Genomic DNA, 25,188 nt, shown 5'->3' on the forward strand with positions numbered 1-25,188 from the left:
ATTTGTGTCTGACATTGAATTGAACTGGAAATTCTCCGACGACTGTGTCGTGGAGTCCGAAGCCATCGCCCGAGCGCGCCAGCAATCCCTCGAGCTGGGGATCGATGCGATTGCTCCCTCGGTCGGGGCGCAATCGGCCGTTCTGGCCGCGGCCACTGGGGCACGCAGCATCCTTGAGGTCGGCACGGGGGCCGGAGTATCGGGCATCTGGCTGCTGACCGGGGCCCCAGGCGCCACACTCACCTCGATCGACACCGAGGTCGATCATCTGCAGCACGCCAAGGCGAACTTCACCGAGGCGAAGATTCCGGCCAACCGGGTGCGCCTGATCACCGGCAAGGCCGGCGAAGTGCTTCCGCGGATGAATGAGAATTCTTACGACATTGTGTTCATCGACGCCGACCCGCAGTCGGTCATCGAATACGTCGAACACGGGCTGCGTCTGGCCCGTCCGGGTGGAACCGTGCTGGTCGCGCACGCCCTGTGGCGCGGCCGGGTGGCCGACCCTGCCCAGCGCGACGACGTCGCGACCGGGTTCCGCACGCTGCTGACCGAGATCGCCGCGTCGAGCGCCGTGATCAGCGCGCTCTCCCCCGTCGGCGACGGGCTGCTGCAGATCACCAAGCTGCGCGCCTAGCGCGCGCAGACACAAAAGAACGGCTGCTTCCGCAGCCGTTCTTTTGTGTTTCGAGCGTTGTGTGAAAACTACAGGAACACGAGGCTATTTCGCCGCGGCGACAACCCCGGCGAGTGCATCGTGGAGTTCCTTGGCCTCGGCGTCGTTGACTGAGACAACGAGCCGACCCCCACCTTCGAGCGGTACACGCACGATGATCAGGCGCCCCTCTTTTACAGCCTCCATTGGACCGTCTCCGGTCCGTGGCTTCATGGCCGCCATGAACTCCCCTTCCATTCGTCTTTGTCTTTCCATTATCGACTATCTCGGCCCGAGACGTAAATTCGAGTCAGGTTCGGGGTCGGGAACCGCCCCTTACGGTGGCGTCCAGTCGTAGCCGTCCACCCCCCAGCAGATCAGCAGCCAGCCCCACTGGCCGGCGATGAACAGCAGAACGAGCGACACCCGATAGACCCGGCTACGCGGCAGCGCGGCCGCGCCGAGCAGGGGAAACATGGGCATGAGGAGCCGGAACGTGCTCGACTGCGGAAAGAACACCGCGAGCAGGTAGAGGCCATAGCTGGCCACCCACAGTCGCAGGTCCACGCCGAGCCGCCGCACGGCCGGCGTGAACAGCAGCACGGCGAAGGCCAGGATGAGGGCGATGACCACGATGATGCCCCACGGACTGCCCAGCCACCAGACGCCGCTCTGAAACCAGGCGGTGAACGGCACGAGCTCCACGTAGCCGATATACGGTGCCCGCCAGGCCAGCTCGGTGTCGGTGTACGCCATGAGGTCGCCGGTGACAACCCCGGCTGTGATCGGCCAGGCCAGTCCCAGGAGTGCGCTGAAGACGGCAACGGATGCCGCCAGCATCAGCTCGCGAGGTGCAAACGGGTCGCGGGAACGCGTGACGAAGCGATGGATCACGTGCAGGCCGAGCGCCAGGGCGAAGGCGAGCCCGCTCGGCCGGGTCAGCGCCATCACCGCGATCACCGGGTACAGCAGCCAATAGCGGCGCTCCAACAACAGGTAGAGGGCGAGGGTCAGAAAGAACAGGTACATCGATTCGGCGTAGGCGAACTGCAGAATCGGCGACAGCGGGGCAACGCAGAACAGCACGACCGAGAACAACGCCGTCGTCGATGACTGCACCCGCGCCATCAGGCGGTAGAACAGCAGGGCGGTGCCGAGGCTGAACGCGAGCGACACGAACACCGCTACCGGCGCCCACGGCACGTTGGTCAGTTCCATGAGCAGCCTGGCCAGCACCGGGTATCCGGGCATGAACGCCCACGCGCTCTCGCCGATCTGTCCCCCGTCGGTGACCGGCAGCACACTCGGGTAGCCGACAGCCGCGACGATGTTGTACCAGCGGCCATCCCACATGGTCGCGAAATCGGAGTATTTCGGGCTCGCGCCGGTCCACGCGTTCGGGCCCTGCACGCTCGCCAGCACGAGCACGAGACTCGTCGTGACCAGGCGCGACAGCGCCCAGACCACGAATACCCTGCCCCACCACGGGGTCAGCCGGTAGCGGGCGTGCCAGGCGGCCGGCAGCCGGCGCGCCGGTCGGGGGTGGGGCATCCGTTGTTGGTGTGGGATTAGCGAACGGATGCGTTCAGCCAGGCGCGCAGGCCGTTCTCGCACGCCGTGATCTCGGCCACAGCCACACGTTCGTCGTCGGCGTGCGCCTTGAGCGGGTCGCCGGGGCCGTAATTGACGGCCGGAACACCGAGGGCGGAGAAGCGGGCGACGTCGGTCCAGCCGTACTTGGGCGTGGCGACACCGCCGACGGCGGCGAGGAATTCGCGGGCGAGCGGGGGGTCGAGGCCCGGGCGGGCGCCCTCGGCCCGGTCCACCACGGTGAGGTCATAGCCGGCGAACAGCTCGCGCAGGTGGGCGACGGCTTCGTCGCCGCTACGGCTCGGGGCAAAGCGGTAGTTAACGTGCACCATGCACTCGTCGGGGATGATGTTGCCGGCGACGCCGCCGGTCATTCCGACCGCGTTGAGGCCTTCGCGATAGACGAGACCTTCAACCTCAACCTCGCGGGCCTGGTATGCGGCCAGAATATTGAGGATCGGCGCAGCCTTGTGGATGGCGTTCTCGCCGACCCAGCTGCGGGCCGAGTGCGAGCGCAGGCCGAACGTGCGAATCTCCACGCGCAGGTTGCCGTTGCAGCCGCCCTCGATCTGGCTCTTGGTAGGTTCGCCGAGAATGGCGAAGTCACCCGCGAACAGGTCAGGACGATTGCGGGCGAGGCGACCGAGGCCGTTGAGGTCGTCGGACACCTCTTCGTGGTCGTACCACATCCACGTCACGTCGACCCCGGGATCGCTCAGCTCGGCGGCGAGCTTGAGCTGCACGGCCACCCCCGCCTTCATGTCGACGGTGCCGCGGCCCCAAAGGTACTCGGTGCCGTCGATCGTCTCGTAGCGGGTGGGCAGGTTGTCATTGAGCGGCACGGTGTCGATGTGGCCGGCGATGACGACCCGCTGGGCACGATTGAGGTTGGTGCGGGCGACGACAGTGTCTCCGTCGCGAATGATCTCGAGGTGGTCGAAACCTTGTAGTGCGGCGACGATCGCATCGGCGAGGGCGGTCTCATCGCCCGAAACCGACTCCATGTCGCAAATCTGCCTGGTCAGTTCGATTGACGTGGCCGTGAGGTCAAGCACGGTGAGTGGCGAAGGTGCACTGGGGGCCGGAGTCGAAGAAGTCACCCTACTAATCTAGAGGTATGCTCTCCGTTGTTTCTGAAAACGCCCTGCCCGCCTCGTCCACCCAGGCCTGGGGGTACGGTCTCGCAACCATCGCCGTCGACGGCACCGTGCTCGACACCTGGTTTCCGTCCCCGGCACTCGGCGCGCTGCCGACCGGGCGCGATCGCTGGATTGTTCCCGCGGAGTTGAGCGAAGCGGCCGGCGACGATTACCGGCGCGCCGTGCGCCTCGAAGCGGTCACGGTCGAGATCACCCTTGACGCAGCACCGGCCAGCACCTCGGATGCCTACCTGCGGCTGCACCTGCTCTCCCACCTTCTCGTTCTGCCGAACAGCATCAACCTCGACGGCATCTTCGCGTACCTCCCGACCGTGGTCTGGACCAATGCCGGCCCGATGCTTCCGGCTGACTTCGCCCGCCTGCGCCCGGCCCTGCAACGCGCCGGTATCCAGGCGAGCGGCGTCGACAAGTTCCCGCCGTTGCTCGACTACGTCGTGCCGGCCGGCGTGAGAATAGCGGATGCCTCCCGCGTGCGGCTCGGTGCCCACCTCGCCCCCGGTACCACCGTGATGCACGAGGGGTTCGTGAACTTCAACGCCGGGACCCTCGGCTCCTCCATGGTCGAGGGCCGTATCTCGCAGGGTGTCGTGGTCGGTGACGGTGCCGATATCGGTGGCGGGGCATCCATTATGGGCACTCTCTCCGGGGGCGGCACGCAGCGCATCTCGATCGGTGAGCGCGCCCTGCTCGGCGCCAACTCCGGTGTCGGTATCGCGATCGGCGACGACAGCGTCGTCGAGGCGGGGCTCTACGTCACCGCCGGCACCAAGGTCGTTCTGGTTGGGGAACCACGGCTCACCGACGGCACTTTCGCGACGGTGAAGGCGGTCGAGCTCTCCGGCCTGCCGAACCTGCTGTTTCGCCGCAATTCCGTCTCGGGCGCCGTCGAGGTGCTCGCCCGGAGCGGCAGCGGCATCACGCTGAACGCGGCGCTGCACGCGTAACACCTGCGCAGCGGATGTCGTCGGGTTCCGCTAGCATCCCGGTAGCGGCATCCGCTTGGTGGGGATCGCGCGATTCACGAGGGAGTGATGTGGGCACCGACGCACCGCGCAGCAAGGGGCACCGTCGCGTTCGGCGATTGCTGATTGCGCTCGGGGTCATGGTCAGTCTGGTCCTGGTCACCGCGGGGCTCAGCGTGTGGACGGTCACTCGATCATTTCCGACGCTCGCGGGCACCGTCGACATCGCGGGACTGACCGACCGGGTCACGGTCGTCCGTGACCCGGCGGGAATTCCGCAGATCACGGCGAAGACCGCGGCCGACCTCTTTATCGCCGAGGGCTACGTGCATGCCCAGGACCGGTTCTGGGAGATGGATTTTCGCCGCCACGTCACGAGCGGCCGTTTGTCGGAGCTGTTCGGCGAGAGCCAGGTCGGCACCGACACTTTTGTGCGCACACTCGGCTGGCGAGCCGTCGCCGAGCAGGAAGTCGCCCTGCTCGACCCGGTGAACCTCGGCTATTACCAGGCCTACGCCGACGGAGTGAACGCCTACCTCGACACCCACCGGGGCGCCGACCTGTCGCTCGAATATGCCGTGCTGGGCCTGCAGAACCCCGGCTACGAGGTGGAGCCGTGGACCCCGGCCGATTCCGTGGCGTGGCTGAAGGCCATGGCCTGGGATCTGCGTTCCAACCTCGACGATGAGATCGACCGGGCCCTGCTGTCGACGACGCTCACCCCCGCGGAGGTGACCCAGCTGCACCCGGACTTTCCGGCCGGCCAGCACCCCACCATCACCGGCAGCCAGGCTGTCACCGTGCCGTCGGCGGGGGCGCCTGCCGCCGAGCCGAGCGTTGATTCAACGGATGCGCCCGCCGCCCTCGTCGACCCAGGCTCCTACAGCCAGGCCCTCGCCGAGCTGCGAGGGAATCTCGCCGCGGTGCCGGAGTTGCTCGGACCGGCCGGTGGGGAGATCGGCTCCAACTCGTGGGTAGTCTCCGGCGCCCTCACCGACACCGGGCTGCCCCTGCTGGCCAACGACCCGCACCTCGGACCGGCGCTGCCCTCGGTCTGGTATCAGGTGGGGCTGCGCTGCGAGTCGCTCAGCGCCGAGTGCCCGTTCGACGTTGCCGGGTACAGCTTTTCGGGTATGCCGGGCGTCATAATCGGCCATACGGAGCGCATCGCCTGGGGCTTCACGAACCTCGGCCCCGACGTCGCCGACCTCTATGTCGAGAAGGTCACTGGCGATACCTACGAATTCGACGGCGTCGCCAAACCGCTGTTGCTGCGGGACGAGAAGATCTCCGTCGCCGGCGGTGACGACGTGAAGATCGAGATTCGGTCGACGGACCACGGTCCGCTCCTGAGCGGCTTCGCGGGCACCGTCTACCCGCAGATCGCGAGCGACTATCCGGTGGCTGCGGGGCTGCCTCCAGCCCCGGAAGCCGTAGCGGGCACGCCGCCGACGACCTACGAGCTGTCGTTGCAGTGGACGGCGCTGACACCGGGGCGCACGGCATCCGCTATCTTCGCCCTGAACCAGGCGACCGACTTCGCGAGTTTTCGCGCCGCGGCAGCCCTGTTCGATGTGCCGGCGCAAAACCTGACCTATGCTGACGTCGAGGGAAATATCGGCTACCAGGCACCCGGGCTCATTCCCATTCGGGCGAGCGGCAACGGTACCCTGCCGGTGCCGGGCTGGACCAGCCAGTACGGCTGGACCGGCTACATTCCCTTCGACTCCCTGCCGAGCACGTTCAACCCACCAAGCGGATACATCGTCACGGCCAACAACGCGGCCGCCGACCCCGGCTATCCCTATCTGCTGACCGCCGATTGGGATCTGGGCTACCGGGCGAATCAGATCACGGCCCGGTTGAACGAACTCATCGCGGCGAAGACCCCGCTGACCGCGGAGTTGATGAGTGAGATTCAGGGTGACAATTACAGTGCCATCGCGGCGGCTCTCGTTCCCGCCCTGCAACAGGTGCGGCTCAGCGGTGACGCTGCCGAGGCGCAGAACCTGTTCGACGGCTGGGACTACCAAGTCGACGCCGACAGTGCGGCGACCGCCTACTTCAACGTGATCTGGCGAACGCTGCTGCAGGATATGTTCACCGGCAAGATCGATGAAGGTGCCCACCTCACCGGCGGCGACCGGGCATTCTCCGTGGTCACGAGCCTGCTCGATCAGCCCGACTCTCCATGGTGGTCGAACCCCGCTTACGGCACCGTCGGCCAGGACAGCATGCTGCGGCGGGTGATGACGGATGCCGGGGCGGAGGCCGCCGAACTGATGGGCTCGAACCCGACAGACTGGCAGTGGGGCAGCATCCACACGCTCGAGCTGAAAAATGCGACATTCGGCGAATCGGGCATCGCCCCGTTGGAGTGGCTGTTCAACCGCGGCCCGTACGAGCTCGCCGGAGGTTCAGCCGTCGTCAACGCGGTCGGCTGGGATGCCACACAGGGCTACCAGGTGGATTGGGTGCCGTCGATGCGACAAGTGATCAGCCTGGAGAACTTCGACGACTCCACCTGGATCAACCTCACCGGAGCATCCGGTCACGCTTTTCACACGAACTACACCGACCAGGCGCCGCTCTGGCGCGACCAGGAGACCCGCCCGTGGCTGTTCACCCCGGCCGCCATCAATCAGAACGCGGCCAACATGCTGACCCTCAATCCGGCCTCGTAGGCTGCTTCGAAAGTGAGGGCCTAGCCTGATCCCGGCCGGGATACCAGCCTGTGGACAGATTAAATGGGATTGTAGTAATCCGGTCTATGGTGTGCCCATGCGAATTCCGCCGCGGCGCCGCCCCGTGCACAGTGCTGTGCTCACTGCTGTTCTCATATCGCTCGCCGTCGGCGCGTTGAGCGGATGCTCGGCTGCTCCCGTTCCCGCACCCAGCGACACGGCGGCGCCGGTCGCTGAGGCAACCGCCGCGCCGACCGAGACTCCCCCGGTCTTCGCCTCGAACGAGGAGGCGCTGGCCGCCGCGGAGGCGGCCTATGCGAACTATCTCGCGGCGGGGGACATTGCGGGTGCAACAGGTTCCGATTCTTGGAAAAGCTATCTGTCACTCACGACCGGATCTGAGCAAGCTGGGGTGGTCGGCGCCAGGGAAGATCTCGTAAACAGAGGCCGCTCATTGCAGGGCACGACCACGTTCGATTCAATGAGCATCCAGTCCTCAGGGGCGGCGCCAGATTCAACCTGGGAGATCCGTACGTATGTCTGCCTGGACGTAACCGACAGCAGCATGGTCGATGCCACAGGACAATCCGTTTCCACACCCGATCGACAAGTGCGATGGCCGATGGTTGTCGTATTTGTTACCCCAGAAGGCAATGCCCAACAACTGCTAATTTCGGAGTCGCGAGTATGGTCCGGTTCAAACTTCTGCTGACCTTCGGCGTTCTGCTTGCCATCGCGTCGAGCGTAGCCGTCAATCCGCCGTCATATGCTGACGAAGGGTTGTGCACTCCGGCATCAGTACGTGCGGAGACGTGCCCGACCCAAGCAATCGTGGTCGGTCCGAGCGTCGACCTGACAGCGGACACCATTTCGGGCTCCAGCGGCACGGGGGCCTCGAGTCACCCCCGGCGAGGACGCGGCGGGTCGGTCACCACGGCACCACCGCGAGTCTGCGCCAACGGCGACCCGGCAAAACCCGGCATCAAAACAATCCCCTGCGGCAACGGATCATTCCTCCCCTTCGCCACAAATCCCACCCCAGCCGCCCCCTGCACCGTCTGCTCCCCCGACACCATCGTGCGCATCTCCGACCTGCAAAACTTTCCCGCCTACCCCGCCCCCACCGGAATGGAACCGGCCGGCTGGGCGATCGTCGGACTGGCCGCGAATTTCTGGGCGCAAACATCCGCTCAACTCGGCGAAGGCCTCCTTCTCGGCCAACCCGCGCAGGTCATGTTCACCCCGATCAGCTACCACTGGACCTACGACGACGGCGCCACCACCTCAACCGCAACCGGCGGCGCCAGCTGGGTAGCCCTCGGCCTCACCGAATTCGCCACCACCCCCACCAGCCACGTCTACACCGAGAAAGGCACCTTCACCGTCGTGCTCACCGTCGACTACCGAGCCGACTACAGCTTCGGCGACCAGGGCTGGCGGCCCGTCGAAGGAATCGTCACGGTACCGTCCACCCCGTTCACCGTCGTCGCAGCCAACGAATCGGCCGTGCTCGTCGCCGAGGACTGCAACGCCAACCCCCGCGGCCCCGGCTGCTGAAACGGTCACGGCAAACCGAAACGGTAGAGGCTGCCGCTTGTTCGGCGGGCGCTTCCGGTCCAGAAATCGTCGCCCTGGTTTCGGAAGCAGACGCGCTCGCCTTGAAAGCCGAAGCGTTCTGGTCTCGAAAGCAAACGCGCTCTCGTCTCGAAAGCAGCCGCGCTCGAAAGCAATGTGTTCCCTTCTCGGAAGCAAACGTACCAATGGCGGGCGTCGTAGAGCGGGCGCTCCTGTCCTTGGTCGTCCCCATTTCGTTGGTCGACTTGCCGAGACCGCCATCGACCAACCCGCCGCTTTTTGCGGACCCGGCCGCACAGTGCACTACTGCGGCGGGTCGAGCGGCAGGGGCTCCTGCATGAGTGGGTTGTTGCTGGGCAGGGCGATCATGGTCTGCGCGGGGTCGATGTCAACCGGCGGTTGCAGCCAGTACTGGCCGCCTCGGAGAAGGATTTTCCAGTGCCGGTTGTGGAGCAACAGATGGTGCAGGGCGCAGAGCAGAATCGCGTGGTCGATATTGGAAAGTCCGAGGTCAGACCAGTTTTGAATGTGATGCGCCTCCGTCCAGGATGGTGGTTGGTCGCAGCCGGGCCAGCGGCATCCGCCGTCGCGCACGGCCAGGGCCTGGCGTTGTTCCCGGTTGAACAGGCGTTGGTCTCGTCCCACGTTCAGGGGTTGCCCGGCCTGGTTGAACAGAATGCCGAGGTAGCCGGTGTCGCACAGGTGTCGGGCAATCGTCTCCGCCGACACGGGTGCCGGGTTGCCCTCCAGGTAACCGAACGCCCCTCGGGGGCTGGCACCCTTGGTCGTTCCCGTCGTTCCCGTCGTTCCCGTCGTTCCCGTCGTTCCGGTCGTTCCGGTCGTTCCGGTCGTTCCGGTGGTCGCGGTGACTCCAGTCGTTTCAGCGGTTGCGTTCGTCTTAGTCATTCCGTTGATTTCAGGGGTTCCGGTGATTATGGAGGTCCCGCTGAATTCAGGGGTTCCGGTGGTCGACGTCTCGGCCGGACCGGGCCGGGCATTCCCTGCGGCGACCGGGGCTGCGGCAACCCGCGCCGGGGCGACCGGCACGCTCGGGGCGGGCGCGTTGGGGATCGGCAGGCTCGGGCCGGGGATCGTGGTGGGGCGGTCGTGTTCGGTGACGATGACGCGCACGACCGGGCGGCGGCCTCCGAACAGGGTGTTCGGGTCGGCGTCGGCGCCGAGTTTGAGCAGCTGGGTGAAGGAGTCCGCGGCGATCTGATCCAGCGTGCGCGGATCGTCTTTCACGCTCTGCGCCCACGCCGCCCGCTCCGGGTCAACGAACCGCACCCCACCGCGCCGCGGGCTCGTCAGCGCGTCATAGGTCGCGACCCACAGCTCGCCCTGCTCCGGCGGCAGCAAAGCGTGCAGCGTCACCATGCCGTCGGCCCGCCGCCACAACGACCACGTGGTGTCATCACGGGCCTGCTTCTCCCGCGCGCGAATGCCCGCCGCGTCGAGTTCGTCACGCAACCGGCGGGCTCGTTTGAACGCCTCCTCCGTGTTCATCCCCGGAGCCTCCGCCAGCAGCACCCTCAGCGCGGCGGCGAGCTTCTCCGCGGTGATCGCCTGGTCCAGGGTGCCCAGGCCCCGCAGCAGGGCATCGCCCACACCAGGCGAGAACGTACCAGCAGAGACCGCGTGCACGATCGGCGCCTGCCACGGCACCACCACCTCGACCAGCGACGTCGGCACGATCAGCGGGATCGGGGGCGGTGCCGCGACCGGTGGGACGACCGGGACGGCCGGCCTGACCGGGCGGGGCGCGGCCTCCGGCAGTGGCAGGTCGGGGTGGATCTCGGCCCACGCCTCGGCCCGATCCGCCTCCCGCGCCTCCCACTGGGCGGCTTCCCACTCGGCTTGCCGCTGCGCCTGCACCGCAGCGAGAGCCGCAGCCTCCACGGCCGCAGCAGCGGCCGCAGCTGCAGAAGCGGCCGCAGCCTGCGCGAGTCGCTCCGCCTCCCGGGCCTCGGCCGCGCGGCGTTCGGCCGTCTCGGTCTCGCTCATCAACACCCCGACCGCCACCAGCCGGCCCGCCTCGATCCGGCTCAGGCCGGTCGCCTGCTGCACCATCAACGTCGGGTTGCCAAACCCGTGCCGGGCCGCCAACCCGGACTGACCCAGCTGCGGCCGGGACCGCTCGGCGATCGTGCCCGCCAGCAACGCCGCCGCCGTGTTGCTCAGCCGCAACAGCGCCGCGATCGGACCCCGCGCCGCGAGCACCTCCACATCCGACAGGCCGCCGAACTCGGCACTGGACCCACCGAGCACCGCCACGGTGGCCGCCGCCCGGGTGAGCTCCATCGCCAGATTGTTCATGATTCAACCCAACACCCGACCACCGACATTCCCGAGGAAAAATCATGCTTACAAGCACCAAACCGACCACATCCACCAAAGAATACCCAAAGAAATGTTTCGGATGATGCTCTGGCCGTACTCGAGGTGAGATTTAGTAGACACGCCGACCGGATCGAATCCTCCAGTCCGATAGCGGTGTGTTCACACCGCAGGCGGACAAGCCAGGCAGCAGTTCGGCGCCGACGGTTCAGAATTGGAAACACTGTTGCCCACAGTGAGGCGCCTACCTATCCCCGACAGCCTGCCGAGATTGGTCCCGAGCCATCGTGAGCGGCTTTCGGGGTCAGGCCTCGAGGTACGCTACGGCTTCGGCGGCTGACCAACCCTCCGGGCGGGCGTCGCGCAGGGCAATTACCCCGTCCAAATCGGAGCCCAGAGTGACCAGCGGCACCTCCTGGTATCCGTCGCGCCGGGTCTGGCCGAGTCCAACGTTGGCCAAGAGAGCGTTGCACAGGCATTTGCGGCCGGCAGCCTCCTCGCTGGAGCCGCCCTTGCGTACGAAAGTCGCGACCGGTTCTGCCGGGCACCGATAGCCGATCACGCCGGGCGTGCGTTCGTAGGGTACCCGAAGGTATCCGAGGTCGCAGAGGCGCGGCCGCTCTTCGTACAGGGCGGCATCGGACAGGGTTCCGGGTAGCGTCGCGACCTTGAAGGGGAATCCCGTCGAGGACGCGAGTGGGTCGGTGCGAATCTGCAGCCCGGAGCCCTCAAGTTCACCGAGCAGCTGTGCCCGCAGAGCCTCGTCGAGGCCGGACTCCGCAGCGAGGGCGAACAGGGTGCCGACCTGCACGCCAGCGGCGCCGAGCCCTTGGGCGTCACGCACCCGCTCGGGGGTGCCGTAACCGCCGGCGACCCAGAACGGCAGGCCGACCGCGGCGACCTTCGCGAGGTCGGCGTCATCCCGTGGGCCGTAGACCGGTTGGCCGTCGTCGTCAAGGGAACCCCGCCCGCGGGGCGGTGCGTTGTGTCCGCCGGCACGTGGGCCTTCGATGACGAAGCCGTCGGGGCGGGTCGACTCCTCCCGGGTCAGGTACACGGCGAGCACATGAGCGGCGACGATGGCCAGGAACTTGGGGCGGCGTAACGGCGGCAGTCCCCCGCCGGTGAGGGCCTCGGGGTTGAACTCGACGGAGTATCGGGTGGTGGAGTTCTCGACGTGCAGGTCGAGCGCGCGGGTCTCGTGCCGGGCCAGTCCGGTGAGCAGCGCGGGAATCTCGGCCGGGATTCCCGCGCCCATCAGCACGTAGTCGACGCCGGCCAGCATCGCGCCGTAGGCCGCGCTCGGTGTGGCCAGCTGCACCTTTTCGAGAAAATTGATTCCGACGAGCCCGTCGTGGCCCTCCTTGGCCAGCCAGACTTCGGCGAAGTTCGCGACGACAGACAGTTCAAGCGATTTCACGAGCGGATGCTGGCTGGGCTTGGCGATCGGAAGGTACGGAATCCCCGGGGTGCGACCGCCAGCCCGAAAGTACTTCTGCAGCACCCGGTCGGCGAGGGCCGGCACCGGAAAGTGCGCGAGGGCACGGCGCACGTGTCCGGCCTCGTCGCCGTCCTGCAGGCGCCGCGCGATGACCGTGTCGAGGGCGGTACCACTGACGACGCCGAGCTGCCCGGTCTTCGACACCGCGCGAGCGAGCTGCCACGACGAGACGCCAACGCCCATGCCTCCCTGGATGATGGTCGGCAGCGTCTCCGAGTAACGCACAAGCGTGGGCGTGGGCGTCGCGAGTGTCGCGGTAGCAGTCGTCTCGAGCAGAGTCATGGGCGAACCTTTCGGTTACGGACACCACGGCTAGGAGCCCTCACCCAGCGTATTCCGGTGCATATTCCGCCTCGCGAATACGTTCCGCGACGCCGCGGTGGCGGAAGGCGCCCGCGACGGACCGCGTCAGTCCCCCGGGCGCAACGGGGTGACGCGGCGTTGGCGACGGACCGCCGACCAGAAGTTCTTAGGCGCACTTGTCGGGCACATGCGTCACGATGGCCGACGGATGACGCACGGGACATCCGCTCGCGAGGCAGGGCTGCAACGTAGCGGGCAGCGACGGAACGGCCCAGACCCGTACCGGGTGCCGCCTCTGCACTCCCGTGGAACAATCCGCCCGACGGGCGTGCAGAGGTGCTGTTAGCGGAGCGGGTAGTCGCGGGCCGGGGATCCCACGTAGAGCTGCTGCGGGCGGCCGATCTTGGTGGCCGGATCCTCGTTCATCTCACGCCAGTGCGCGACCCAGCCGGGCAGACGGCCGATCGCGAAGAGCACGGTGAACATGCGGGTCGGGAAGCCCATCGCCTTGTAGATGACGCCGGTGTAGAAGTCGACGTTGGGGTACAGGCGACGTTCCTTGAAGTAGTCGTCGTTGAGCGCGATGTGCTCGAGTTCCTGCGCGATGTCGAGCAGGTCGTCCTGCACGCCGAGAGCGGCGAGCACCTCGTGGGCGCTCTCCTTGACCAGGGTGGCACGCGGGTCGTAGTTCTTGTAGACCCGGTGGCCGAAGCCCATGAGCTTCACGCCCTGCTCTTTGTTCTTCACCCGTTCGACGTACTTTTCGACGCCCTGACCGGAGGCCTGGATCTCGCCGAGCATCGACAGCACGGCTTCGTTGGCACCGCCGTGCAGCGGGCCGAACAGCGCATTGATGCCGGACGACACCGACGCGAACAGGTTGGCCTCGGTCGAGCCGACCAGGCGCACCGTCGAGGTAGACGCGTTCTGCTCGTGGTCTTCGTGCAGCATGAGCAGGCGTTCGAGCGCCTTACTGACGACCGGATTGACCTCGTACGGCTCGGCCATGTTGCCGAAGTTGAGCTTGAGAAAGTTGTCGACGAAGCTCAGGGAATTGTCGGGGTAGAGAAATGCCTGGCCGACGCTCTTCTTGTGCGCGTAGGCGGCCATGACCGGCAACTTGGCGAGCAGACGAATGGTCGAAATCTCGACCTGCTCCGGGTCCTTCGGGTCGAGCGAGTCCTGGTAGAACGTCGACAGGGCCGAGACACCCGAGGCGAGCACACTCATCGGGTGTGCCTTGTGCGGCAGGGAATCAAAGAACCGGCGCATGTCTTCGTGCAACAGCGTGTGGTGACGGATGCGATCGTCAAAGTTGGCGAGTTCGCCCGCGCTGGGCAGTTCACCGTAAATGAGCAGCCAGGCCGTCTCGAGAAAGTTCGAGTTCTGGGCGATCTGTTCGATCGGATACCCGCGATATCGCAGGATGCCGGCATCGCCGTCGATGTAGGTGATCGCGGAGCGGGTCGCCGCCGTGTTCACGAAACCATAGTCCAGCGTCGTGAGGCCGGTCTTCTTGGTCAGGGTGGAGATGTCGATGCTCGACACACCGTCCACGCTGGTCAGGATCGGGAACTCTGCGCTCCCGCCGGGAAAAGTGAGGGTGACCTTGGTCGGGTCAGCGCTCATCGGTTCGCCGGATGTTGTCTGCTGCGCGACGTCGGTCACGGAGCCTCCTCGGGTATCACTGCCGGATGAAATGTGGCGACGCGTCACTGAGACGGCCAGTTGTGAAACCGCTGTGGTCGACTCTGTCGCGACTACAGCCTAATCGGCCAGACCGCCTACTGTTGCATCAGCTAAGAGTTCGGGCGGTTCGTTGGCGGAAGTCCACAAGCAGTACCCCTTATTCGAGGCCAGAACGCAGACGCGCCGCTGCGGCACCAATGCGCTCGTCGGTCGCCGTGAGCGAAAACCGAACGTGCTCCGGGTAGACAGTGCCGTAAAACGGACCAGGACCGGCCAGAATGCCAAGGGCGGCGAGCCGTTCGATCGACGCCCAGGCTGGTCGACCCTCGGTCGCCCAAAGGTAGAGACCGGCCTCGCTCCGATCGATGCGAAAACCAGCCTGCTCGAGCGCTGGCCGCAGCACGGCACGGCGAGCCCGGTAGCGCTCCTTCTGCACGGCGACGTGCGCGTCGTCCTCGAGGGCGGCGATCATCGCCGCCTGCAGCGGTGCCGGAAGCATGAGCCCTGCGTGCTTGCGCACGGTCAGCAGGCGCCCGAGCACCCCGCTGCAGCCGGCGGCGAAGGCCGCACGATAGCCGGCCATGTTGGACTGCTTGCTGAGCGAATAGATCGCTACGATGTTGCGCCGGTCTCCCTCGATCACCCGGGGGTCGAGAATGCTGGGGATCGGTTCGGCATCCCACGGGGCATCCCAGCCGAGTTCGGCATAACATTCGTCGCTGACGATGACGGCGTCGAGTTCTCGGGCGCGCGCAACGGCCGCCCGCAATTCGTCCACCGACAGCACTCGGCCATCCGGGTTTCCCGGGCTGTTCAGCCAGATCAGCCTGGTCGATTCGGGCCATTCGGCGGGGTCGTCGCAGGCCAGGGACGCTGCCCCGGCGATTGCGGCCCCGATCGCATAGGTCGGGTACGCTGCCCGGGGGTGCACGATCGTGTCGCCCTCACCGAGGCCGAGCATGAACGGCATGAGCGCGACGAGTTCCTTGGAGCCGATCGTGGGCAACACGTTCTTCGGTTGCAGACCGCTGACACCGCGACGCCGGGCGTACCAGGCGATGATCGCCTGCTGCAGGGCTGGCGTACCAACGGTTTGCGGGTAGGCGTGGGCATCCGTTGCCGCGCGCAGCGCCTGCTGCACCACGTCGGGTGTCACGTCGACCGGTGAACCGATCGACAGGTCGACGATTCCGTCCTGGTGCTGCCGAGCCTGCGTGGCATAAGGGACCATCTGGTCCCAGGGGTAGTCCGGAAGCGGCTTCAGCACGAAATCTGCTTAGTGCGCAGCCTGTGGCGGCAGTGCCGAGATGACGGGGTGGTCCTTGGCGATCACGCCGACCTTGGCCGCGCCGCCCGGGGAGCCGAGGTCGTCGAAGAATTCAACGTTGGCCTTGTAGTAGTCGGCCCACTGCTCGGGCAGGTCATCTTCGTAGTAGATGGCCTCGACCGGGCAGACCGGTTCGCAGGCGCCGCAGTCGACGCACTCGTCCGGATGGATATAGAGGGAACGTTCGCCCTCATAGATGCAGTCCACCGGGCATTCGTCGATGCAGGCACGATCTTTCACATCGACGCAGGGAAGAGCGATCACATACGTCACAGGCTGGGGATTCCCTTCGAGAGCGGACTCCTGATTCTACGCCCCCTCGGTCGTGACCCTTTAGCGGCCGCGCGGCGGCAGTTTCGGCCAGGCCAGCACGAGCGCGGCGATGAGCGCCGGAACGACGGTCCAGAGGGTTCCGGGCAGGCCGGCCGGCACGAGCACCGACCCCCCCGAGCTACGCAGCGACAGCACGAAAATTGTCAGGAGCAGCCCGGCGGCAGCCAGGCCCACCACGAACCGGTCCCCGACCACGAGGCGCAAGCCGAGCAGCAGGGCGCTGATGCCGACGAACGCGATCGTCAGGCCGATCGGCAACGCCGCGCCGAACAGGGTCAGGGTGGCCTGATGCGCGATGGTTCCCAGCACACCGAAGAGGATGCCCAGCAGGAGTCCCCCGAGACCGGCCAGTGACCGATTGGCCAGGGTGGGGCGAGCGGGCACGGGAGCCGGCAGCGCGGGGGCCGGGCGCGGAGCATCCGCTCGCAGGAAAGATTCGGTGTCGGTGATCAGGTCGCTGCTGCCGTCGGCGAGGGTGCGGGCGCGCTCCTGCAGGCTCCAGCGCGCGGGGAAACGGCCAAGCGCGTGCAGCTTCTGCGCGAGGTGATCGCCGACATCGATCGCCACGAGGCGCTGGCCGGGCGCCTGCCGCACCGTGCGTGCCAGGAAGACGGGCAGGCCGGCCTCGTGTGCGGCCGCCGTCGCCGCACTCCGCAGCCCGTCGTCCACGGCGCCGACGACGACCGCGGTCGCGTCCAAATGCTCGATCGCCGCAGCGAGGGCCCGGGTGGTTTCCTGCGAAGTGCCCGGCGGTAAGCGGTGCCAGCTGCGCGCACCGAGGTCGGCCAGTGCCGCGGAGGCGGCCGCCGCATCCGCTTCGTCGACGTTTCCGGCGTAGAGCACAACGACGCGCGCCCCATCGGCGCGCAACCGGGCGATGGTGCCGCCGGTCAAAGCGGCTTCGTCGCCGGGCTGGACGTGGAGGAACAGGATTCGCTCGCCGCTGCCGGACATGACCATGGGCTGACGCACCGTTTCTGCTCAGTTGCCGTACTGGGTGATCTTTCTGCCCCAGATCACATCATAACTAGACACGGTCGTCGCGTTGAGGCTAGAGTCAGCAACGGTAAGGTTAGCCTTACCAAAATTTTTGCCCGAACCGACGAGGAACCCCCGTGCTCGCAAACTACCTGATCGGCCTGCGCGAAGGCCTTGAGGCCGCGCTGATCGTGACGATCCTCATCGCCTACGTCGTGAAGATCGACCGGCGTGACGTGCTGCCGCGCATCTGGCTCGGCATTGGCCTGGCCGTGCTGCTCGCCCTCGGTATCGGCGCCCTGCTCACGTACGGAACCTACGGGCTGTCCTTCACCGCGCAGGAGACCATCGGCGGCGTGCTGTCGATCGTCGCGACCGGCCTGGTGACCTGGATGGTGTTCTGGATGCTGCGCACCGCCCGCGACCTCAAGGGTCACCTGCAGGGCAACATCGACAAGTACCTATTCGGCAGCGGCCTCGGCCTCGTGCTCGTCGCCTTCCTCGCGGTCGGCCGTGAAGGCATCGAAACCGCCCTGTTCCTCTGGGCAGCCGTGCAGGCCACCGGCGCAACGACCATGCCGCTGGTGGGCGCGTCCCTCGGCATCGCGACCGCGATCGGCCTCGGCGCACTGATTTATGCCGGCATGCTCAAGATCAACCTGGCGAAGTTCTTCACCTACACCGGCGCGATTCTCATCATCGTCGCTGCGGGCGTACTTTCCTACGGCGTGCACGACCTGCAGGAAGCCGGCATCCTGCCCGGCCTGCACGCCCTCGCCTTCAACGTGAGCGCCGCCGTGCCGCCGGACAGCTGGTACGGAACGCTGCTCAAGGGCACCCTCAACTTCTCCCCCGCCACCACCTGGCTGGAGATGTTCGCCTGGCTGGCCTACTTCGTACCGACCCTGACGCTCTTCATCAGCAAGAGCCGCCACGGTCGCCGGAGTGCCCGCCCAGCCACACGCGCACCACAGGCATCGGCGCCCGCGCCACTCGCCGCGCACTAACTCGCACGTTTCCCAGTCAAAGGACCTCCATGCCTCGTGTCTTACGTTCTGCCCGCCTGCTCGGCGTCAGCCTGCTCGGTGTCGGACTGCTGAGCGGCTGTGTCGCCAACAACCCGACCGGCGAGAGCGTGGCGCTGACGGTCGAGAGCAGCGCAGACGGATGCACCGTCTCGGCCGCCGAGACGCCTGCCGGTGCCACGAGCTTCAGCATCACCAATATCGGAGACCAGGTCACGGAGTTCTACCTGCTGGGTGATGACGGACTGCGCATCGTCGGCGAAGCGGAGAACATCGGCCCTGGGCTCACCCGCGACCTTGTCGTGCAACTCGCCGAGGGCAGCTACTTCACCGCGTGCAAGCCGGGCATGACCGGCGACGGAATCGGCAAGGCCGCGTTCACCGTGACGCCGTCGACGTCGAGCACCGTGGTCAACGCCGACCTGGACGCCCAGGTGGAGACCGCGAACGAGAACTACGCGTCGTATGTCAAGGACCAGATCAGCCAGCTCGTGACCGGAACGGATGCCTTCGCCACCGCCTACCTGGCCGGCGACGACGACGCGGCCCGCGCGCTCTACGCCGCCACCCGCATGCACTGGGAGCGGGTCGAGACGGTCGCCGAATCGTTCGGCGACCTCGACCCCAAGCTCGACCTGCGCGAGGCGGACCTGGAAGAGGGCCAGGACTGGACCGGCTGGCACGCGATCGAGAAGGACCTCTGGCCCGAAGACGCCGAAGCCGGCTTCGAGGCGTACAGCGCGCAGAAGCGCGCCGCCCTCACCGAGCAGCTCGTCGCCGACACCGCGACCCTCGACGAGAACGTTCAGGAGCTCAGCTTCACGCTGTCACAGCAGACCAACGGTGCCATCGGCCTGCTCGACGAGGTCGCCACCGGCAAGGTCACCGGCGAAGAAGAAGCCTGGTCGCACACCGACCTCTGGGATTTCCAGGCCAACATCGACGGCGCCAAGGTACTCTACGCCGGGGTGCGCGACATTCTGCTGGAGGAAGACCCTGACCTGGCCGACGGTCTCGACACCGAGTTCGCGTCCCTGCAGGCGCTGCTCGACGCCCAGCGCGAAGGCTCCGGATTCACCCTCTACACCGACCTCACTCCGGCTGAGATTCGTGCCCTCGCCGACCAGGTCAACGCGCTCGGCGAGCCGCTGAACCAGCTCACCGCCGCGCTCGTGTTGTGATTCGCGCTGTGACCCGCCGAACATCGACCGAGTCCGCGGATTCGGTCACGCCGGGGCGCGGCTTGTCCCGGCGCGGGCTGCTCGGCCTCGCCGGAGCCAGCGTCGCCGGCATCGGGCTGGGAGTGGCCGGGGACCGGGTCGCGCTGGCGGCGGCGACGCCGGGAGCGGCATCCGCTTCGACGGTCTACCCGTTCTACGGCAGCCACCAGGCCGGCATCGTCACGCCGGCGCAGGATCGACTGCACTTCGCCGCGTTCGACGTTTCGGCCGGCGTGACCCGGACCGAACTGATCGAGCTGCTGCAGGACTGGACGGTTGCCGCCGCCGCGATGAGCGCCGGCCAGGACGTGGGCGAATACGGCGCCACCAGCGGCCCCTACGACGCACCGCCCGAGGACACCGGCGAGGCCCAAGGCCTGGCCACGGCCGGCCTCACGATCACGTTCGGGTTCGGCCCGACCCTGTTTAAAACAGCGGATGGCGAAGATCGCTTCGGCATCATCGGCCGCCGGCCGGCCGATCTGACGCCGCTTCCGCATTTTCCCGGCGACGACCTCGATACCGGGCGCAGCGACGGCGACCTGTGCATCCAGGCCTGCTCGAACGACCCCCAGGTGGCCGTGCATGCCATTCGCAACCTGTCGCGGATCGCGTTCGGGCGGGCCGCCCTGCGCTGGTCCCAGCTGGGTTTCGGGCGCACCTCGTCGACGTCGACGACCCAGGCCACCCCGCGCAACCTGTTCGGGTTCAAGGACGGAACGGCCAACATCAAGGCTGAAGAGCCCGACGTCGTGGCCGACCAGGTCTGGGTCTCCGCGGCCGACGGACCGGCCTGGCTGGCCGGCGGCAGTTATCTCGTGGCGCGGCGCATTCGGATGACCATTGAAACCTGGGATCGCACGAGTCTGCGTGAGCAGGAGGCGGTCTTCGGCCGCACGAAGGGGGCCGGCGCGCCGCTCTCCGGCGGCACCGAGTTCAGTGAGCCCGACTTCGCGTTGGCCGGCCGGGAAGACCAGCCGCTCATCGGCGCTGCAGCGCACGTGCGGCTCGCACATCCGACCCAGAACCAGGGCGCGAAACTGCTGCGCCGCGGCTACAACTTCGTCGATGGAAACGATGACCTCGGCCGACTCGAGGCCGGACTGTTCTTCATCAGCTTTCAGCGGTCCCCGGCCCAGTTCACGACGGTGCAGCTGAACCTCGCCAAGCACGACGCGCTCAACGAGTACATTCGGCACGTCGGCAGCGCCCTGTTCGCCGTTCCGGCCGGCATCGCCGATGGAAGTTACGTGGGCGCGACCCTCTTCGCTTAACAGGCATCCGCTTGTCGGGTTAACGCGGAAATCCCCGCAGCCGAAGCTGCGGGGATTTCTGTTGGTGCGGGTTAGTTCGCGTCCATCTTCTTCACGCGCGAAACCTGGCGCGAGCGGGCGGCTGCGGTGAGCTCAACCTTGCGAATACGCACGGCGGCCGGGGTGACCTCGACGCACTCGTCTTCGCGAGCGAACTCGAGGCACTGCTCGAGCGAGAGCTGCTTGGGCGGCGTCATCGACTCGAACGTGTCGGAACTGGACTGACGCATGTTGGTCAGTTTCTTTTCCTTGGTGATGTTCACATCCATGTCGTCGGCGCGCGAGTTCTCGCCGATGACCATGCCCTCGTAGACCTCGGAGGTCGGCTGCACGAAGAACGACATGCGCTCCTGCAGGTTGATGATCGCGAACGGGGTGACCGCACCGGAACGGTCAGCCACGATCGAGCCGTTGGTGCGGGTGTTGATGGTTCCGGCCCAGGGCTCGTAGCCGTGCAGGATCGCGTTGGCGATGCCGGTACCGCGCGTGTCGGTGAGGAACTGCGTGCGGAATCCGATCAGGCCGCGCGACGGAACGATGAATTCCATGCGGACCCAGCCGGTGCCGTGGTTGGCCATGTTCTCCATGCGACCCTTGCGGGCGGCGAGCAGCTGCGTGATCGCGCCGAGGTACTCTTCGGGCGCGTCAATGGTGAGGTGCTCGTAGGGCTCGTGAATCTTGCCGTCGACGCGCTTCACGACTACCTGCGGCTTGCCGACGGTGAGTTCAAAACCTTCACGACGCATCTGCTCGACGAGGATGGCGAGGGCCAGTTCTCCACGGCCCTGCACCTCCCAGGCGTCGGGGCGTCCGATATCGACGACTTTGAGCGAGACGTTACCGACGAGCTCGCGGTCGAGACGGTCCTTGACCATGCGGGCGGTGAGCTTGTGGCCCTTGACCTTGCCCATGAGCGGCGAGGTGTTGGTGCCGATGGTCATCGAGATGGCCGGGTCGTCGACCGTGATGGTCGGCAGGGGGCGCACGTCGTCGGGGTCGGCGAGGGTTTCACCAATGGTGATGTTCTCGATACCGGCCACGGCCACGATGTCGCCGGGGCCGGCGCTCTCGGTCGGGTAGCGGTCCAGCGCCTTGGTGATGAGCAGCTCGGTGATCTTCACGTTGCTGACGGTGCCGTCCTGCTGCACCCAGGCCACGGTCTGGCCCTTCTTGATGGTGCCCTGGAAGATGCGCAGCAGCGCGAGGCGGCCGAGGAACGGCGAGGCGTCGAGGTTGGTGACGTGCGCCTGGAGCGGGTGCGTGTCATCGTAGGTCGGTGCCGGAATGTGCTTGAGGATCGCGTCGAACAACGGCTCGAGGTCGTCGTTGTCGGGCAGGGTGCCGTCTTCGGGCTTGTTCCAGCTGGCTGCACCGTTACGGCCGGACGCGTAGACGACGGGCACGTCGAGGACGGCGTCGAGGTCGAGGTCGGGGAAGTCGTCGGCCATGTCGCTCGCGAGGCCGATGAGGAGGTCCTGGCTTTCGGCGACGACCTCGTCGATGCGCGCGTCGGGACGGTCGGTCTTGTTGACCAGGAGGATGACGGGCAGCTTGGCCTCGAGCGCCTTACGCAGCACGAAACGGGTCTGCGGCAGCGGGCCCTCGGATGCGTCGACGAGGAGGACGACGCCGTCAACCATGGACAGGCCTCGCTCGACCTCGCCACCGAAGTCAGCGTGGCCCGGGGTGTCGATCACGTTGATGGTGATGGGACCGTCAGCGGCGTGGATGCCCTTGTACGAGACCGCCGTGTTCTTGGCGAGAATCGTGATGCCCTTTTCGCGCTCGAGTTCGTTCGAGTCCATCGCACGCTCTTCAACGTGTGAGTGGTCCGCGAAGGAGTCGGTCTGCTTGAGCATCGCGTCAACCAGCGTCGTCTTACCGTGGTCAACGTGAGCAACGATTGCAACATTTCGGAGGTTATTGCGTGTAGCAATCGCCATAAAAATAGATCCTTACGAAGAATGAGTGCCGCAGAGTCTCGCGCGCGACGAAGAATGGATACCAGGGGTCATAATGTGACCCAAAGTACTATCCTACCGTATTATTTGACCCCGGCTGGTGGAGCGTACCCGGCTATACGTCGTTCCCAGCGGCCAATAGTTCGCGGCGCAGCTCCCGACGGGCGCGCTGTTCGGTCGGGTCGGGGACCGGTACGGCAGCGAGCAGCCGCTGGGTGTACGGGTCCTTCGGATAGCGCAGGATCTCATCCCTGGTTCCGGTTTCGACGATGCGGCCGTGGTGCATGACGGCGATACGGTCGGCGAGTACGTCGATGACGGCGAGGTCGTGGGTGATGAACAGACAGGCGAAGTTCATCTGCTGCTGCAGCGACTGGATCAGCTGCAGTACCCGGGCCTGCACCGACACGTCGAGAGCGCTGGTGGGTTCATCGGCGATGAGGACTTTCGGCTCGAGCGAGAGGGCGCGGGCGATGCCGACGCGCTGCTTCTGCCCGCCGGAGAGCTCGTGCGGAAACCGACTGCGGTAGGCCCGCGGCAGCTCGACGCTGTCGAGCAGCCGTTCCACCTCGGCGCTGAGCCCGGCCCCCTTCAACCCCTTGGCGAGCTTGAGCGGTTCCCCGATGCTGTCGCCGATAGGCATCCGTGGGTTGAGCGAGGAAGACGGGTCTTGAAAAACGATGCCGACACTTTTGTGCAGCCGGTGGATCTCCTCACGGCTGGCCTTGGAGATGTCCTGGCCGGCCACGTAGAGCCTGCCCTCGGTGATCGGCAGCAGGGCAATGGCGGCGCGGCCGAGCGTGGTCTTGCCGGATCCTGACTCCCCCACGAGCCCGAGCACCTCCCCCTGGCGCACATACAGGTTGACCTTGTCGACGGCGCGAAAGGCCGCGACGCGACCGTGCTTGGGGTACTCGATGACGACATCCTCGAATTTGACGACCACTTCGCGGCGGTCATTTCGGGCCACCGTGGCCGCCTCATTTGCCAGCCGCTCATTGACTTCAATGCGGGCCGCGAGCACGGCGTCCACCACGATGTCGGTGCCGATGGCGAGCGCCGCGGTCATGTCGATCGCTTCGTCGCCGCGCTGACCCAGGTGCGGAACGGCCTGCAGCAGGGCGATTGTGTAGGGGTGGGTCGGCGCGTTGAAGATCTGGTCGACCGTGCCGCGTTCCACGATGACGCCGCGACGCATCACGGCGATGTCATCGGCCAGGTCGGCGACCACGCCCATGTCGTGGGTGATCAGGAGGACGGCGCTGTCGAGTCGGTCGCGCAGGCTGCGCAGCAGGTCGAGGATCTCCGCCTGCACGGTCACATCGAGAGCGGTCGTGGGTTCGTCGGCGATGAGCAACTGCGGGTCGCAGGAGATGGACTGGGCGATCATGGCCCGTTGGCGTTGGCCTCCGCTCAGCTGGTGCGGGTAGGAGTTGAACGCTTTGAGCGGATCGGGCAGCTCGACCATGTCGAGCAGCTCGAGCGCCCGCGCCTTGGCCTGCGAGGGCGACATGCCGAAGTGGGCGCGCAGGGTCTCAATGATCTGGAACCCGATTGTGTAGACGGGGTTGAGTGCCGTCATCGGCTCCTGGAAGATCATGGCGATCTGGCCGCCGCGCACCGTGTGCATCTGCGCGGGCTTCAGCCCCATCAGCTCCCGGCCGCTGAGCTTGACACTGCCGGAAATGCGGCTGTTCTCGGGCAGCAGGTCCAGAATGGCCATCGAGCTCGCGCTCTTGCCGGAGCCGGACTCGCCGACGATGGCGAGCACCTTGCCGCGCTCGATCGAATAGTTCAGGTTGAGCGCGGCCGGCACCCACACGTTGTCCACGCCGAAGTGCACGGTGAGCTCGCGGACCTGCAGCACCGGGCCGGAGAAAGTGGTCGTCACCTGGTCGGTCATGAGGTCCTGCTTTCGTCGATCGTGCGATTTCTGAGGTCAGAATCTGGCAGCATGTCTGCATGCCCGTCGCTGCCGACCCAAATGTCTTCTACTCGCGGTTCAACCGCATCATCGCCACCCTGTTCACCACGATGGCCGCGCTCAGCGCGCTGAGCCTGTTCCTGCTGCCGACCGCATCGAACCGCGCTCTGGTCGTGCCAGCCCTGTTCGCGATGGCGTTCGTTTGGGAGGTGCTCTGGCGCCCCGACCTGCGGGTCAGCGACACGGCCGTGACCATTCGCAATCCGCTGCGCACGATCGTCGTGCCATGGGCGGCGCTCGTGCACGTCGACACCAAGTTCTCGCTCACCCTGTACACGCCGGGTCGCAAGTTCGCGGTGTACTGCGCCCCAGCCCCCGGCCGCAGTCTGACCAGCGCCGGACGCCGCAAGACCACCGACCCGGTGCCCTACGTCATCGGTTCCCCGCGGCCGGGGGACCTGCCGGGTAGCGAGTCCGGGGAGGCTGCGCAGCTGGTGCGCGCACGCTGGGACCTTCTGCAGAAGAGCGGTCGGGTGGATAGCGGGCTCGCGGCGCAGACGCCCGTGTCGGTCACGTGGGCCTGGGGTCGCGCTGGCATGCTGGCGGCTGGCGCTGCAGCATCCGTTGTGGCGATCTTGCTGGCTTAACTGC

At 66.6% G+C, this 25,188-nt stretch carries 20 protein-coding genes; 9 read left to right on the forward strand and 11 right to left on the reverse strand.

Annotation, left to right across the window (positions count from 1 at the left end; genetic code table 11):
- Window positions 1-4 precede the first annotated feature (4 nt).
- Window positions 5-637, forward strand: coding sequence for an O-methyltransferase (locus tag E3O06_RS12615; protein ID WP_134503727.1), 633 nt, complete (start codon window positions 5-7; stop codon window positions 635-637).
- A gap of 84 nt (window positions 638-721) precedes the next feature.
- Here E3O06_RS12615 and E3O06_RS12620 read toward each other — a convergent pair whose 3' ends face one another.
- The 3 genes from E3O06_RS12620 to dapE form a co-directional block, all read right to left on the reverse strand.
- The gene (locus E3O06_RS12620; protein ID WP_092108645.1) at window positions 722-898 is read right to left on the reverse strand and encodes a DUF3117 domain-containing protein; all 177 of its coding nucleotides are present in this window, start codon (window positions 896-898) and stop codon (window positions 722-724) included.
- A 93-nt stretch (window positions 899-991) separates the two neighbouring features.
- Window positions 992-2,206, reverse strand: a complete 1,215-nt coding sequence (locus tag E3O06_RS12625; protein ID WP_241980146.1) for a hypothetical protein — start codon at window positions 2,204-2,206, stop codon at window positions 992-994.
- 17 nt (window positions 2,207-2,223) lie between these two features.
- The gene (gene dapE, locus E3O06_RS12630; protein WP_134503728.1) at window positions 2,224-3,345 is read right to left on the reverse strand and encodes a succinyl-diaminopimelate desuccinylase; all 1,122 of its coding nucleotides are present in this window, start codon (window positions 3,343-3,345) and stop codon (window positions 2,224-2,226) included.
- A gap of 17 nt (window positions 3,346-3,362) precedes the next feature.
- Between dapE and dapD the strand changes: the two genes are divergently transcribed.
- The 4 genes from dapD to E3O06_RS12650 all read left to right on the forward strand — a co-directional run bounded on the left by dapD (window position 3,363) and on the right by E3O06_RS12650 (window position 8,608).
- Entirely contained in the window at window positions 3,363-4,349 is a 987-nt protein-coding gene (dapD, locus tag E3O06_RS12635) for a 2,3,4,5-tetrahydropyridine-2,6-dicarboxylate N-succinyltransferase (RefSeq protein ID WP_134503729.1), read from the forward strand.
- Window positions 4,350-4,438: 89 nt separating this feature from the next.
- On the forward strand, window positions 4,439-7,051 hold the full coding sequence (locus E3O06_RS12640; RefSeq protein ID WP_241980148.1) for a penicillin acylase family protein: 2,613 nt from the start codon (window positions 4,439-4,441) through the stop codon (window positions 7,049-7,051).
- 97 nt (window positions 7,052-7,148) lie between these two features.
- A complete protein-coding gene (locus tag E3O06_RS12645; protein ID WP_134503731.1) occupies window positions 7,149-7,763 on the forward strand; it encodes a hypothetical protein in 615 nt (204 codons plus the stop codon).
- Window positions 7,739-8,608 (forward strand): hypothetical protein, encoded by an 870-nt coding sequence (locus tag E3O06_RS12650; RefSeq protein WP_134503732.1) that lies wholly within the window; start codon window positions 7,739-7,741, stop codon window positions 8,606-8,608. Before E3O06_RS12645 ends, E3O06_RS12650 begins: the two co-directional genes overlap by 25 nt.
- Before the next feature lie 321 nt (window positions 8,609-8,929).
- On the opposite strand, the gene E3O06_RS12655 is transcribed toward E3O06_RS12650, so the two are convergent.
- The 6 genes from E3O06_RS12655 to E3O06_RS12680 all read right to left on the reverse strand — a co-directional run bounded on the left by E3O06_RS12655 (window position 8,930) and on the right by E3O06_RS12680 (window position 17,088).
- Complete coding sequence (locus E3O06_RS12655) at window positions 8,930-10,942, reverse strand: DUF222 domain-containing protein (protein ID WP_134503733.1); 2,013 nt, start codon at window positions 10,940-10,942, stop codon at window positions 8,930-8,932.
- Between the two features lie 325 nt (window positions 10,943-11,267).
- The gene (locus tag E3O06_RS12660; RefSeq protein WP_241980154.1) at window positions 11,268-12,746 is read right to left on the reverse strand and encodes a nitronate monooxygenase; all 1,479 of its coding nucleotides are present in this window, start codon (window positions 12,744-12,746) and stop codon (window positions 11,268-11,270) included.
- 363 nt (window positions 12,747-13,109) lie between these two features.
- Window positions 13,110-14,396: a citrate synthase gene (locus tag E3O06_RS12665; RefSeq protein WP_134503952.1), complete on the reverse strand. Its 1,287-nt coding sequence runs from the start codon at window positions 14,394-14,396 to the stop codon at window positions 13,110-13,112.
- 217 nt (window positions 14,397-14,613) lie between these two features.
- Window positions 14,614-15,723: a succinyldiaminopimelate transaminase gene (gene dapC, locus E3O06_RS12670; RefSeq protein WP_277612260.1), complete on the reverse strand. Its 1,110-nt coding sequence runs from the start codon at window positions 15,721-15,723 to the stop codon at window positions 14,614-14,616.
- Window positions 15,724-15,732: 9 nt separating this feature from the next.
- Complete coding sequence (gene fdxA, locus E3O06_RS12675; RefSeq protein ID WP_134503734.1) at window positions 15,733-16,056, reverse strand: ferredoxin; 324 nt, start codon at window positions 16,054-16,056, stop codon at window positions 15,733-15,735.
- Between the two features lie 60 nt (window positions 16,057-16,116).
- Complete coding sequence (locus E3O06_RS12680; RefSeq protein WP_134503735.1) at window positions 16,117-17,088, reverse strand: PIG-L deacetylase family protein; 972 nt, start codon at window positions 17,086-17,088, stop codon at window positions 16,117-16,119.
- A 143-nt stretch (window positions 17,089-17,231) separates the two neighbouring features.
- On the opposite strand from E3O06_RS12680, the gene efeU reads away from it, so the two are divergent.
- The 3 genes from efeU to efeB are packed head-to-tail and all read left to right on the forward strand — an operon-like array spanning window position 17,232 to window position 20,613.
- A complete protein-coding gene (gene efeU, locus E3O06_RS12685; RefSeq protein ID WP_134503736.1) occupies window positions 17,232-18,101 on the forward strand; it encodes an iron uptake transporter permease EfeU in 870 nt (289 codons plus the stop codon).
- A 29-nt stretch (window positions 18,102-18,130) separates the two neighbouring features.
- The gene (gene efeO / locus E3O06_RS12690; protein WP_134503737.1) at window positions 18,131-19,300 is read left to right on the forward strand and encodes an iron uptake system protein EfeO; all 1,170 of its coding nucleotides are present in this window, start codon (window positions 18,131-18,133) and stop codon (window positions 19,298-19,300) included.
- A gap of 8 nt (window positions 19,301-19,308) precedes the next feature.
- The gene (gene efeB, locus E3O06_RS12695) at window positions 19,309-20,613 is read left to right on the forward strand and encodes an iron uptake transporter deferrochelatase/peroxidase subunit (protein ID WP_198415818.1); all 1,305 of its coding nucleotides are present in this window, start codon (window positions 19,309-19,311) and stop codon (window positions 20,611-20,613) included.
- 71 nt (window positions 20,614-20,684) lie between these two features.
- On the opposite strand, the gene typA is transcribed toward efeB, so the two are convergent.
- Entirely contained in the window at window positions 20,685-22,595 is a 1,911-nt protein-coding gene (gene typA / locus E3O06_RS12700) for a translational GTPase TypA (RefSeq protein ID WP_134503738.1), read from the reverse strand.
- Between the two features lie 133 nt (window positions 22,596-22,728).
- Entirely contained in the window at window positions 22,729-24,516 is a 1,788-nt protein-coding gene (locus E3O06_RS12705; RefSeq protein ID WP_134503739.1) for a dipeptide ABC transporter ATP-binding protein, read from the reverse strand.
- Between the two features lie 59 nt (window positions 24,517-24,575).
- Between E3O06_RS12705 and E3O06_RS12710 the strand changes: the two genes are divergently transcribed.
- The gene (locus tag E3O06_RS12710) at window positions 24,576-25,184 is read left to right on the forward strand and encodes a PH domain-containing protein (RefSeq protein WP_134503740.1); all 609 of its coding nucleotides are present in this window, start codon (window positions 24,576-24,578) and stop codon (window positions 25,182-25,184) included.
- Window positions 25,185-25,188 lie beyond the last annotated feature (4 nt).

It is taken from the genome of Cryobacterium glaciale (assembly GCF_004402535.1).
GTDB classification, from domain to species: domain Bacteria; phylum Actinomycetota; class Actinomycetes; order Actinomycetales; family Microbacteriaceae; genus Cryobacterium; species Cryobacterium glaciale.